Annotated in this window: 11 protein-coding genes and 1 riboswitch; of the genes, 5 read left to right on the forward strand and 6 right to left on the reverse strand. The window is 62.1% G+C overall.

Annotated features, from left to right (window positions below):
- Window positions 1–33: 33 nt before the first annotated feature.
- A complete protein-coding gene (locus AB8B29_RS22985; RefSeq protein ID WP_037197561.1) occupies window positions 34–687 on the forward strand; it encodes a glutathione S-transferase in 654 nt (217 codons plus the stop codon).
- A 33-nt stretch (window positions 688–720) separates the two neighbouring features.
- Here the strand turns inward: AB8B29_RS22985 and AB8B29_RS22990 are convergent, their stop codons facing one another.
- From AB8B29_RS22990 to thiM, 4 genes are read right to left on the reverse strand one after another with little or no spacing between them, the layout of a single operon-like run.
- On the reverse strand, window positions 721–1,485 hold the full coding sequence (locus tag AB8B29_RS22990) for a 3-oxoacyl-ACP reductase (RefSeq protein ID WP_047640811.1): 765 nt from the start codon (window positions 1,483–1,485) through the stop codon (window positions 721–723).
- A complete protein-coding gene (thiD, locus tag AB8B29_RS22995; protein WP_047640809.1) occupies window positions 1,482–2,303 on the reverse strand; it encodes a bifunctional hydroxymethylpyrimidine kinase/phosphomethylpyrimidine kinase in 822 nt (273 codons plus the stop codon). The genes AB8B29_RS22990 and thiD overlap by 4 nt, the downstream gene beginning before the upstream one ends.
- Complete coding sequence (gene thiE / locus AB8B29_RS23000) at window positions 2,300–2,935, reverse strand: thiamine phosphate synthase (RefSeq protein ID WP_047640808.1); 636 nt, start codon at window positions 2,933–2,935, stop codon at window positions 2,300–2,302. The genes thiD and thiE overlap by 4 nt, the downstream gene beginning before the upstream one ends.
- Window positions 2,932–3,735, reverse strand: a complete 804-nt coding sequence (thiM, locus tag AB8B29_RS23005; RefSeq protein ID WP_047640820.1) for a hydroxyethylthiazole kinase — start codon at window positions 3,733–3,735, stop codon at window positions 2,932–2,934. The genes thiE and thiM overlap by 4 nt, the downstream gene beginning before the upstream one ends.
- 47 nt (window positions 3,736–3,782) lie before the next feature.
- Window positions 3,783–3,879, reverse strand: a riboswitch (TPP riboswitch).
- Window positions 3,880–4,113: 234 nt separating this feature from the next.
- Between thiM and AB8B29_RS23010 the strand changes: the two genes are divergently transcribed.
- The 3 genes from AB8B29_RS23010 (at window position 4,114) to AB8B29_RS23020 (ending at window position 7,470) form a co-directional block, all read left to right on the forward strand.
- Complete coding sequence (locus AB8B29_RS23010; RefSeq protein WP_077468184.1) at window positions 4,114–4,260, forward strand: DUF1127 domain-containing protein; 147 nt, start codon at window positions 4,114–4,116, stop codon at window positions 4,258–4,260.
- A 498-nt stretch (window positions 4,261–4,758) separates the two neighbouring features.
- Window positions 4,759–5,634 (forward strand): glutathione-dependent disulfide-bond oxidoreductase, encoded by an 876-nt coding sequence (gene yghU / locus AB8B29_RS23015; RefSeq protein WP_037197562.1) that lies wholly within the window; start codon window positions 4,759–4,761, stop codon window positions 5,632–5,634.
- A 219-nt stretch (window positions 5,635–5,853) separates the two neighbouring features.
- A complete protein-coding gene (locus AB8B29_RS23020) occupies window positions 5,854–7,470 on the forward strand; it encodes a hypothetical protein (RefSeq protein WP_047640819.1) in 1,617 nt (538 codons plus the stop codon).
- 20 nt (window positions 7,471–7,490) lie between these two features.
- Here AB8B29_RS23020 and AB8B29_RS23025 read toward each other — a convergent pair whose 3' ends face one another.
- The gene (locus AB8B29_RS23025) at window positions 7,491–8,867 is read right to left on the reverse strand and encodes a sigma-54-dependent transcriptional regulator (RefSeq protein WP_037197444.1); all 1,377 of its coding nucleotides are present in this window, start codon (window positions 8,865–8,867) and stop codon (window positions 7,491–7,493) included.
- Window positions 8,864–10,726 carry a sensor histidine kinase gene (locus tag AB8B29_RS23030; RefSeq protein WP_047640806.1) on the reverse strand — a complete coding sequence of 621 codons (1,863 nt, stop codon included), beginning with the start codon at window positions 10,724–10,726 and terminating at the stop codon, window positions 8,864–8,866. Before AB8B29_RS23030 ends, AB8B29_RS23025 begins: the two co-directional genes overlap by 4 nt.
- Before the next feature lie 234 nt (window positions 10,727–10,960).
- Here AB8B29_RS23030 and AB8B29_RS23035 point away from each other — a divergent pair, with 234 nt between their 5' ends.
- Window positions 10,961–12,289, forward strand: a complete 1,329-nt coding sequence (locus AB8B29_RS23035) for a dicarboxylate/amino acid:cation symporter (protein ID WP_037197446.1) — start codon at window positions 10,961–10,963, stop codon at window positions 12,287–12,289.
- Window positions 12,290–12,464 lie beyond the last annotated feature (175 nt).

Raw genomic sequence — 12,464 nt, forward strand, 5'->3', positions numbered from 1 at the left:
GACCATTATTTGTCCGGCACGGATTGGATCGCGATGACGCAGGCGACACTGACGATTTCCTCGAAGAACTATTCCTCCTGGTCGCTGCGTGGCTGGCTGCTATGCCGCATGGCCGGCCTGGATTTCACCGAAATGCTGGTGGAAATGAACGATGAGGCCCGCCAGGAGCTTCTTCTTCTATCGCCATCGGTTCTCGTGCCGCGACTGACCCATGAGGATGTCACCGTGTGGGACACGCTGGCGATCGCGGACTATCTGAGCGAAATCGCTCCGAAGGCGGGGCTATGGCCCACTGAGCGGGTTGCCCGTGCCCTCTGCCGCTCCGTCTCGGGCGAGATGCACTCCGGCTTCCATAATCTGCGCTCGGCCCTGCCGATGAATCTCAAGGCGCGGCATGCGAGCTTCAAGATATTTTCGGGCGCACGCCCCGATGTGGAGCGGGTGAAGACGATCTGGACCGACTGCCTCGACGCAAGCGGCGGTCCCTGGTTGTTCGGAAAGGCGCCGACCGTCGCCGATGCGATGTATGCGCCGGTCTGCACGCGCTTCCGCACCTATGCAGTGGAGCTGGAACCGAGGCTGGCCGCCTATGTCGAGACAGTGCTTGCCTGGCCGCTGATGCGGGAGTGGACCGAAGGGGCCGTGGCTGAGCCGGACGAGATCATCGAACTGGAAGTGGAGTTCTGATCGCCGGCCGGCGCGCCGCTTTGCTGCGGATCATTATCCGAAGACGAGCCCGCCATCGACGATCAGGTTCTGTCCGGTGACGGCGCGCGCCCAAGGGCTTGCGAAGAATAGAACCGTGTCGGCAGCATCCTCAGGCGTAGTGACACGGCGCAGCGGCGTGTTCGCTGCGATGATGTCGAAGACCGCTTCGGGCGTGGCGCTGCTGGCATCCGTGGTGCGCAGCAGGCCGCCGGAGACCATGTTGACGGTAATTCCGAGCGGGCCAAGTTCGGCGGCGGCCGTCCGCGTCAGCGACAACAACGCCCCCTTGGCCGCCGTGTAATCGTGATAGGGCACGACCGGATTCTGGAAGAGGTTGGTGCCGATCGTGACGATGCGGCCAAAGCCCGCCGCCACCATCGCCGGCCGCGCAGCCTGTATCAGGTTGAGTGCACCCTGCAGAGCGGTTTCGAGCTGCGTTGCCATTTCGGCCCAACTCAGTGCGTCCAACTTCGAACGCGCGTCGCCATTGAAGCTGAAATCGGCGAGCGCATTGTGGACGATCGTGGTCGGGGCTCCGAAATGGGCCGTCACGTCTGCCACGAGTTGTTTTGTTTCGTCGAGGCTGCGGATGTCGGCTCGAAACGCCTTTGCGTGGTCGCCAAGCCGTGCTGCAAGCACCTCCGCCGGCTCCCGGCTGGTGCGGTAGTTGACGGCAACTTTGGCGCCTTCGCGGGCGAAGGCTGCTGCGATCGCGGCGCCGAAACCGCGTCCGGCGCCGGAGACGATGACGACTTGTTCGTTGAGGGGCAGGTTCACTTCGATATTCCTTCCATGTCAGACCAAAGTGCGTAGAAATGCTGGACAGGGCCATGGCCGCTGCCGACCGAAAGCTGCCCTGCGGCTGTAACCGCGCCTGCGAGGTACCGTTTGGCGGAGGCAACGGCTTGCGGCAGCGGCAAGCCCTTAGCGATCTCGGCCGCAATTGCGCTGGACAGCGTGCAGCCGGTTCCATGCGTGTTCTTCGTTGGTAACCGCTCGGCTTCGAACCAGGTGAGGGTGTCAGCGCTTGCCAATATGTCCGGACTTTCATCACCTTCGAGATGGCCGCCCTTCACGAGGACTGCCGCCGTGCCGAGATCGGCGAGAGCGTGCGCCTGACGCGCCATGTCTTCGCGGCTTTTCGCCTCGGCTTCATGCAGCAGGGCAGCCGCCTCCGGCAGGTTCGGCGTCAGCACCGTCGCCAGCGGCAACAGCCGTCGGGTGAGCACGTCAACGGCATCCGCTGCAAGCAGGGCGGCACCGCCCTTGGCGATCATCACCGGGTCGAGCACGATGGGAACATCGCGATGTCGCGCCAGAATGTCGGCAACGGCTTCGGCGATCCCAGCATTCGCGATCATGCCGATCTTGACGGCATCGACGCGTATATCGGCAAAGATGGTTTCGATCTGATCGGCGACAAATTGCGGTGGCACCGGATGGACGCCGGAAACGCCTTGCGTGTTCTGGGCAGTCAATGCCGTCAGGACAGCCATTCCATAGACGCCGCGTGCCGAAAAGGCCTTGAGATCGGCCTGGATACCGGCGCCGCCGGAAGGATCGGAGCCGGCGATGGAGAGGACGTTGCGGATCATCTGCGCGCCTCCTTGACGGCTTCGGCGATAAGGGCCGTGGCGGCTATGGGATCGGCCTTCCCGCAGATTGCCGAGACGACGGCCAGTCCGTCCGCTCCGGCCGACAGGACATCGGCTGTGTGTTCGGCCTTGAGACCGCCGATGGCGACGACAGGAACCGGGCAGAGCCTGATGATGCGGGCAAGGCCGTCAAAGCCGATCGGCTGCTTGTGGTCGGGCTTGGTCGGCGTGGCAAAGACGGGGCCGACGCCAACATAGTCGACGATCTCGGCATCGACGGCCGAGGCCAGAGCTTCCGTCTCCACCGAGAGACCGAGGATCATCTCCGGCCCAATCATACGGCGGGCGGTGTCGGCATCCAGATCTTCCTGCCCGATATGCAGGCCATCGGCGCCGATGGCGATGGCGGCCTCGACATCGTCGTTGACGATGAGGCGGGCCTTGCTTCCGGCCAGCGCCCGCTTGAGGGCAAGGCCGGTATCGATCATGGCTGCGGTTGAAGCATGCTTGTCACGCAGTTGCACGATGGTCGCACCGCCGGCGACCGCCGCACGGGCTGTCTCGACCATGCCGAAATCCGCACAGAGTATCGGATCGAGAACGAGATAAAGCGAAAGGTCGAAGTTTTTCATGCGAGCATGATCCTCGCTTTGGCGGTGAGCGCTTCCGCATCGAGGGCGGCCAGCGCGTCGAGGAAGCGCCAGGAAAAGGAGCCAGGCCCATCGGCGACGGTTCCCGCCTGTTCCCCGGCAACGGCAAAAACGGCAAGGGCCGCCGCCGTCGCATCGAAGGGATTATCGGGCGCAGTCGCCACAAAGGCCCCGACCAGGCAGGTCAACGAGCAGCCGAGGGCCGTGACCTGCGGCATCAGCGGCGATCCGCCTTCTATGCGTCGCGCCTTGTGGCCATCTGTCACGAAATCGGTGACACCGGTCACGGCAACCACGCATCCATGCCGTTCGGCGAGTTGCCTGGCCGATTGCTCGGCCAACTCGACGGGATCGCGGCTATCGACGCCCTGGCCGCGACTGACGCCTCCGGCGAGCGCGATGATCTCGGACGCGTTGCCGCGAATGACCGTCGGCTGCAGGTCCAGCAATTGCGCGACTGCCCTGCGCCGGAATGCGGTCGCATAGTGAGCGACCGGATCGAGCACCCAGGGCCTGCCGGCCTGTCTTGCCGATTGTGCGGCCGACAGCATGCCGACAAGCCATTCGGCCGACAGCGTGCCGATATTGATCGTCAGCGCGGCGGAGATGGCGGCGAACTCGGCCGCTTCTTCCTCGGCATGGACCATGGCCGGCGATGCGCCGGCGGCAAGCATCACGTTGGCGGCGATGTTCATCGCCACGAAATTGGTGATGCACTGCACCAGCGGCGGATTCGCTCGCATGGCGCCGAACAGAGTGCCGGCAGTGGTTTGGTCTTGCATATCGCCCCTTTCGGGCGGGCGAGACGCGAGGGGCGGCATAGGATGTTGCAGAACCCCGAGCGACTCCCTCCGCCAGCATGATCTGGTTCAGGTTCAAAGGGTGCTTCTCAGCCTGCCGGATAGCAGACGCCCCTGTCTCTCAATGCCGTTGTTTTCGCAGACAAAGGCTGCCCTGTCATCAATAAATCGCAAAGACATTGGGGGCCGTGCCGGAACAGCCTTGCGGGTTCTGCATCAACCCATGCACTTCATGCATGGGTGCAGTGAAGCCTTGGCGCTGCAAAAGGCGAGGGGCTTCCACTATATGTTTCTCATCGAAGCGAATGGAGCGCCAAGGACGGCAGCTCAGCTTCGAATGCCCGAGGAAAGGGGATCATCATGAACGTAGCACGCTCTTTCAACAACTGGCGCAAGTACCGTCAGACGGTCGCCGAATTGGGCCGCATGTCCACGCGCGAACTGCATGACCTGGGTATCGATCGCGGCGAAATCCGCAATGTTGCCCGTGCAGCCATCGCGGGCTAACGGCTCGAAACGCTGATCTGCAATCTGCATGTTGCCAGCGCCTGCTTCCTCCCGAGCAGGCGCTTTTGTTTTGTCCGCATGACGGCTGTCACTGTTTTGTATGCCGAAATGTTATGCGGTCGAGCTTTCCGCTTTTCGCATAGCGCATAACTGCCTTGCAAATAAATGCCTATGAAGTGAGCAAAAGCCAGGTATTATGATTTTCATCGAAGCGATGCACCTCCTCCCGCATCCCTTCGCTTTGCAGGCGCCCTACTCCTCCTCCCAAGGTCGTCTGCGCGAACAGCGCCACTACTCCTCCCGTGCGCTGTTCATTTATTGTCGAAAGCCTGCCGCACCTCCTCCCGCGGCAGGCTTTTTTCGTTTTATCCAGGGCCATCCAAAAAGCAGCTCGTGCTCCTCTCGTAAAAATGAACAGCCGCTACTATGTGCGACAGAAGTAGCGCGCTACATCGATGACCACGCTCAATTCGATTCACTGAAAACGAGAGGATGCCCATGACCGGTTCTGCCGAATACACGCCGCCGAAAGTCTGGACCTGGAACAAGGCGAATGGCGGCCAGTTCGCCAATATCAACCGTCCGATCGCGGGGCCGACCCACGAAAAGGAATTGCCGGTGGGTCGTCATCCCCTCCAGCTTTATTCGCTCGGAACGCCGAATGGCGTGAAGGTCACCATCATGCTCGAAGAGCTGCTGGCGCTTGGTCATAGCGGCGCTGAATATGATGCCTGGCTGATCAAGATCGGCGAGGGCGACCAGTTCGGCAGCGGTTTCGTGGAGGTCAATCCCAATTCGAAGATCCCCGCCTTGCTCGACCGCAGTGGCCCCAAGCCGATCCGCGTCTTCGAATCGGCGTCGATCCTGACCTATCTCGCCGAAAAGTTCGGCGCCTTCCTGCCGACCGAACAGCCGGCTCGAGCCGAATGTTTCTCCTGGCTGTTTTGGCAGATGGGCAGCGCGCCCTATCTCGGCGGCGGTTTCGGCCATTTCTACGCCTATGCTCCGACGAAGATCGAATATGCGATCGATCGTTTCGCCATGGAAGTGAAGCGCGAACTCGATGTGCTCGACCGTCGTCTGGCCGAAAGCGAATATATTGCCGGCAGCGAATACACGATCGCGGATATGGCAATCTGGCCATGGTATGGCGGCCTGGCCAAGGGCTGGCAGTACGGAGCAGCCGAATTCCTGCAGGTGCAGGATTACAAGAACGTCCAGCGTTGGGCGGAGCAGATATTCGCACGACCGACCGTCAAGCGCGGACGCATGGTCAACCGCATGTCCGGCGATCCTTCCGAACAGCTGCGCGAGCGCCATGACGCCAGCGATTTCGACACGAAGACGCAGGACAAGATCGCGCCCGCCGGCTGACATTCCATTTACTTTCGATCGTCATGAGCTCGCGGCCCAAAAGCCGCGAGTTTTTTGTTTTGTTCGGTCCTGAATGCCGGGTGATTATGCCCGGCAAGTCAGCCTCGCTCCATCTTGTTTGGCCTAATGTGCGGCTGCTGGCAGGGTTCTGTCGGCAGACTTGAGCGCGATGCACCCATGCAAAGCGTTCCGAACAGGATGCCAGAGGAATGCTTCTCCATGCCGCAAATCGTTGACGACCGTGCCCTGGACAGGAACGTGGCCGCAGGCGCGCCGTTGCAGCGATCCGGCAAAGGAGAGGAGGCTCTTCTAAGAAGTCTGATCTCGGGCGGCGACGAGCGGTTGGATTGCGATGAGGCTACCGGCCTCAATATGTATGGCCATGGCCCGTCGCCTCGTCCGCGCGACCTCGCCTTCGGCTCGTCAACGGCCTCGACCATTTCTGCCGCAGCGTTTTCCACGGTCGGCGCCTACTATGCCGACCTGCTGCGCGAAATGGAAAGTGCTTCGGCCACGGAGATCTATGAGCGCGAGATTGGCAGGGTTCGCCATGATCTGCTGCGTCTGCTCGACCTCAATCAGGCTGCGGGGCAGGCGCGCGTCGATGCAATATTGGCGACTTCGGGCACTGACATCCATCTCTTTGCCGCGGCACTTCTGGCGCGCGAGGATGACCGCGCGCTGATGACGATCACGCTGATGGGCAACGAAACGGGCAGCGGCGTGATGACTGCCTCGTCCGGACGGCATTTCATGAACCGTGTCAGCAGTGAACGGGCCGTCGCCAAGGGCGAGGAGCTGCAGCTCGGCGAGGCGACGCGGAATACGACCGTAGCCGTCCGCAACAAGGACGGCTCCCTGCGCACGGACGAGGAGGTCGAGGAGGAACTGCGGGGGCTGATCGAGCTTGCCCGCGCGGCCGGCCTCCGGTGCCTGCTTGTCGTGACGGACGTGTCGAAAACCAGCTTGCTGGCGCCGAGCCTGGAAACGGTCCTGCGCCTGAAGGAGCGTTTCGGCGCCGTGCTCGACATCATGATCGATGCCTGCCAGTTCCGGCTGTCGGCGGCAACGATTCGTGCCTATCTCGCCCGTGATTTCATGGTGGCGGTGACGGGTTCGAAATTCCTGGCCGGGCCGATTTTCAGCGGCGCGCTATTGTGCCCGCCGGCAATCTCGGAGCGTTTCAGGCATCGCACCGTGCCGGCGGCACTTGCCGACTATTGCGGCAAGGCGGAGTGGCCGGAAGGCTGGGCAGCACGCGAATCGCTGCCGGATCGCGCCAATTTCGGTCTATTGTTGCGCTGGAAGGCGGCCCTGTTCGAGCTCGAACGCTTTGCCGGTCTTCCCGAGGAGAAGGTGATTGCGATTCTCTCCGCCTTCGCCGGAGCGGTAACCATCCGGCTCAGGAGCGATCCTGCCTTCGAACTCCTGGACAGCCGGCCGTTGGATCGGAGCCATCTGTGGGGGGAAACGTCAGTTCTTCGTTGGGATGAGATCCCTTCGATTTTCTCCTTCTACCTGTGCCATCCTCACCATGAAGGCCTGTTGACGGCAACGGAAACCGCTGATGTCTACAAGGGCTTGGCCGTCGAACAGGGCGGGTTGGCGGCGGTGCGCCTCGGTCAACCCGTTCGTTGTGCCGATTTTGGCGATATGCCGGCAAGTGCGCTTAGAATCTGCCTGAGTGCGCCGCTGATCGTCGCGGCCTGCGAAAGTACCGAAGCGCTTGCCGGCTTGATTGCCGAGGCGATGACGGTTCTCGATCGAACGGCCGACATGGCGGCCCGGCAATCGGGTAAGCGCGATGTTGCGCCGATGCGGGTCGCAAGCGCATAGCCTGTCATCCGCCAGGCGGCCTATGAGCTCCGCCGGTCATCCCCGTCAAAGCCGGCGAATTCGCCCCTGACGATGCCGTGCCGCTGCAGCTTGTCGTAGAAGGTCTTTCTGGGGATGCCGAGCGCTTCGATGGTGCGGCGGACGTCGCCATTGTTTTGCGACAGCGTCTCGCGAATGAGTTCCGCCTCATAGCGCTCGACCCGGGTGGGCAGCGATAGTCCGGAATCCGTGGCAGGCGCGTCGCCCGATTTCGGCATTGCCGTCGTCTCGAGACCGAGCACGAAACGTTCCGCGAAATGCGCCAGTTCGCGAACGTTTCCCGGCCAATCGTGCTGCTGCAAATGGCGGCGCACGGCGGCGGAAATGGCCGGCGCATCGCGTTTGAAGCGGCTGGCGGCACGCTCCGCGAAATAGCCGAACAGCAGGGGGATATCGTCACGCCGCTCGCGCAGTGGCGGAATGGAGAGGGTGACGACGTTGAGGCGATAATAGAGATCCTCGCGAAAATCACCGCGCTGGCTGGGATCACCGAGATCGACTTTCGCCGCCGCCACCACGCGTAGGTCGACGGGGCGCACCTCGTTCGTGCCGAGCGGGGTCACCTCGCGCATTTCAAGCACACGCAGCATCTGCACCTGTATCGCCGGCGGCATGCTCTCGATCTCATCGAGAAACAGCGTTCCCGAGCTTGCGTGCTCGATACGCCCGACGCGCTTCTTCTGCGCGCCGGTGAATGCGCCCGGCTCGTGGCCGAAGAGTTCGCTCTCGATCACGGTTTCGGGCAAGGCACCGCAATTGAGCGCGACGAAGTTGCCCTTCGCGCGGCGGCTCCAGCGATGCAGCAGGCTTGCCACGACTTCCTTGCCGCTCCCCGTTTCGCCTGTCACGAGCACATCGACATCCGTATCGGCAATCTGCCGCAATGTATGGCGCAGGCGCTCGATGGCCGGGGTCTGGCCGATCAGCGGCAGATCGCCCTGCGCCTGCTCGGCGGCGAGACGGAGCGAGCGGTTTTCCAGCACGAGCCGGCGCTTTTCGGCCGCGCGCCGCACGCTCTGCACCAGCCGGTCCGTGGCGAAGGGTTTGGCGATGAAATCGTAGGCGCCGTCCTGGATCGCCTGCACCGCCATCGGAATGTCGCCGTGGCCGGTCACCAGAATAACCGGGAGATCGGCGTCGCGCTCCCTGATGCGGGCGAAGAGCTCCTGCCCATCCATCTGCGGCATGCGGATATCGGAAACGACGACCCCGGCGAAGCCGGGATCGAGTGCGGCGAGAGCATCGCCTGCTGCTGCGAAAGCGGAAACGGCAAAGCCCGCGAGCTCAAGCGTCTGTTTCGTCGCTTTCAACAGATCCTTGTCATCGTCGATGAGAAAGACCGGGGAACTGTCGTTCATGTCGTGGCCCTGCGCAAATGGATGGTGAAACGGGTGCCGTCAGCGTTGCTTTCGACCTCGATGTGGCCGCCATAGTCGACGACGATATCCTTGGAAATGACGAGGCCGAGGCCCAGACCCTTTTCCTTCGAGGTATTGAACGGCGTAAACAGCGAGTCGAGGATTGCCGCTGGAATGCCAGGGCCGTTGTCAGAGACGACAATTTCGACATCATCGGATGTCTCATGCACCGAGACCTCGACTTTTGCCCGATCCTGGCCCTCGAGGGCTTCCAGGGCATTCTGAAAGAGGTTGATCAGGACTTGCTCCAGCCGGATCCGCGTGCCGACGACGGTGAGCCCCACCGGCGGCAGCTCGATCTTCAGAGCATCGAGATGGCCGGCGAACCGGCTTCGCAGCAATATGACCGCACCTTCGATCGCGCTTCTGAGGTCCACCGGCTCCGGCGCGGTCCTGCCCTTGCGGCCAAATGCCTTGAGCTCTTCGGTGATGGCGCCGATGCGCTCCGTCAGCGCCGCGATGGCGGACAGATTGTCCTTGACCGGCGCGGTCTGCTGCCTGTCGAGGAAGATATGTGCATTCTCCGCGTAAGCGCGGATCGTCGCGACCGGCTGGTTGATCTCATGGGCGACGCCGGCTGCGACCTGGCCGAGAATGGCGAGACGGTTGGCCTGCACGAGATCCTGTTGCACGCCCTGGAGCTTCGCCTCCGTTGCACGATGGTCGGCAATTTCCGCTTCCAGACGGTCGCGGGCGCGACTGAGATCCTCGGTGCGCTCCAGAACGCGCCGCTCCAACTCCTCGCGGGCGATCCTGCTGACGGCGATCTGCATGGCGGAGACGTCGCGGCGGCGCAGGAGAAAAGCGGCGAACGCCAGGATCGGCAGCAGGACGGTCAAGGTGAGAAAGCGTGTCTCCCTTACGGACGATGCGACCGCCTGATCGGTCGGGATCAGGTAGCCGAGCTGCCAGGGTGTCGATGGGATCGTGGTCGTCAGCCGCAGATACTCGGCGGCGCTGCTGCCGGGCAAAACGGCGCGTACAATGGCCGCATCCGGCCCTACTGCTTGCGGACGGCTGATCGGCAGCGGCGAAAGGGGCGCTGCGCCGAATTGCAGGCTCTTGCGGATGGTCGCGGCCTCTTCACGCGAAAATGGTGCTGTCGTCATGAAACGCCAGGAGGGCAGGCTGGTAATCAGGACGACGCCACGCTCGTCGGTGACATAGGCCGGGCGTCCGGTCTCGCTCCAATCAGCCTCCAGCTGGTCGAACTCCATCTTGACCACGACGACGCCGAGCGCGGAATCGGCGTCACCGACGCGCCGGGAGATATAGAGGCCGGGACGATTGCTGACGTTGCCAAGCGCGTAGTGTTCCGCAGTTCCCGTCTCCATGGCTTTGCGGAAGTAGTCTCGGAACGAATAGTCGTTGCCGACGAAGCTCAGCGGCTCTCGCCAGTTGCTGGAGGCCATCGCGACGCCATCTCGGCCGGTGACATAGAGAACCGCGGCGCTCGTTCCAGAGACCAGGCTTTCCAGTTTGCGGTCAAGGGCGGCGACATCATCGGCCTGTCGCCCGGCAAGCGCATCGCGCACCTGCTGATCGTCGGCCAACAATAGGGGCAGCGCACGGGGTCGCTCAAGCACCGCCCGCAAGAGAGCCACTTTGAGGTTCGCATCCGTATGTCCTTGCCTCTGCAAAGTCTCGATGGCGGAGAGGCGGCCGTAGAAGCTGGCGCCGTACAAGGCGGCTGCGATGACGGCTGCGCACAAGAACGCAAAGACAAACCAGACCCGGCGGGAGCGGCGGCCCAGTTGCTCTGGCGTCAGAAATCGTTCCGTGGTCGGGCGCTGCAGCATTCCTCATATTGTGCACGATTTCGCGCGCGCCGCAATTCGGGATGTGCGGATTTTCGCACATGTTGTGAGGGGTGTTATCGCGGCGGGTTCTTAAATCTTGAAAAATCAAATAGTTACTTCTGGTCCTCCCATTTGGCACGCTCGTTGCAGTGAAAAGCCTAACAGTCGGAGGCTGTTGAATTCTAGTCGTCGCCCGGAGGGCCGAGAAATCGGTTGGGCTTAAAGGAGGACATCATGATTGCTCCCATCGCCGCCGCCGAAACGCGCGCGAAACTTCCCTTTTACCGGCATCTTTATGTGCAGGTTCTGACCGCCATTGCTGCTGGCATCCTGCTCGGCCATTATTATCCGCAGCTCGGCACATCGCTGCAGCCGCTCGGCGATGCCTTCATCAAGCTGGTGCGCATGGTCATTGCGCCCGTTATTTTCCTCACGGTCACGACCGGTATCGCCGGTATGTCGGACCTGAAGAAGTTCGGTCGTGTCGTCGGCAAGGCGTTCATCTACTTCCTGACCTTCTCGACTTTGGCGCTTATCGTCGGCCTCATCGTTGCCAACGTCGTGCAGCCGGGCGCTGGCATGCACATCAATCCTGCAACCCTGGATACCAAGGCCGTTACCAATTATGCGGCGCAGGCCCATGATGCCTCGGTCGTCGGCTTCCTGATGAACATCATCCCGGATACGATCGTCGGCGCCTTTGCCAAGGGCGATATTCTCCAGGTGCTGTTCTTCTCGGTGGTCTTCGGTATCGCGCTCGGTGCCGCCGGCGAACGCGGCCGCCCGGTTACCGACTTCCTGCAGGCACTGACCACGCCGATCTTCCGCATGGTTGCGCTGCTGATGAAGTTCGCTCCCATCGGTGCCTTCGGTGCCATGGCCTTTACGATCGGCAAATACGGTATCGGCGCGATCGCCAACCTGGCGTTCCTGATCGGCACCTTCTATCTGACGTCCATCTTTTTCGTGCTCGTCGTGCTCGGCGCCGTTGCACGCTACAACGGCTTCTCGATCCTGGCGCTCATCCGCTATATCAAGGAAGAGCTGCTGCTGGTGCTTGGTACTTCCTCGTCGGAAGCCGCATTGCCCGGCCTGATGAACAAGATGGAACGCGCGGGCTGCAAGCGCTCCGTCGTCGGCCTCGTCATTCCGACGGGTTATTCCTTCAATCTCGACGGCACCAACATCTACATGACGCTGGCGGCGCTCTTCATTGCGCAGGCGACCGATACGCCGCTGGCGCTTGGTGACCAAATCCTGCTGTTGCTCGTGGCCATGCTGAGCTCGAAAGGTGCGGCCGGCATTACCGGTGCGGGCTTCATCACACTTGCCGCCACGCTTGCAGTCGTGCCTTCGGTTCCGATCGCCGGCATGGCCCTGATCCTCGGCATCGACCGCTTCATGTCGGAATGCCGCGCGCTGACCAACTTCGTCGGCAACGCGGTGGCCACCATCGTCGTTGCCCGCTGGGAGAATGAGCTCGATCAAACGAAGTTCGCCGCGGCCATGGCCGGGCAATTGAGTGAAGAGATCGAGGTGCCGGCGCTGCAGGCGGCCGAATAGGCTTTTGCCAATCCTCCACAATGCAAAACGGCTCCTTCACGGGGCCGTTTTCAGTTTGCGTGGCCGCATTGTCACACCAGGCGCAGACCGACGATCGCTGCAGGGCTCGCCATATCAATTAACAGCCATCTTCATAAAACTGTCACGCCAACGGCTCACAGCATGGGGTTGAGAG

The sequence above is a fragment of the Rhizobium sp. 11_C7_N12_5 genome (genome assembly GCF_051811145.1).
In the GTDB taxonomy this organism is placed as follows: Bacteria; Pseudomonadota; Alphaproteobacteria; order Rhizobiales; family Rhizobiaceae; genus Rhizobium; species Rhizobium lusitanum.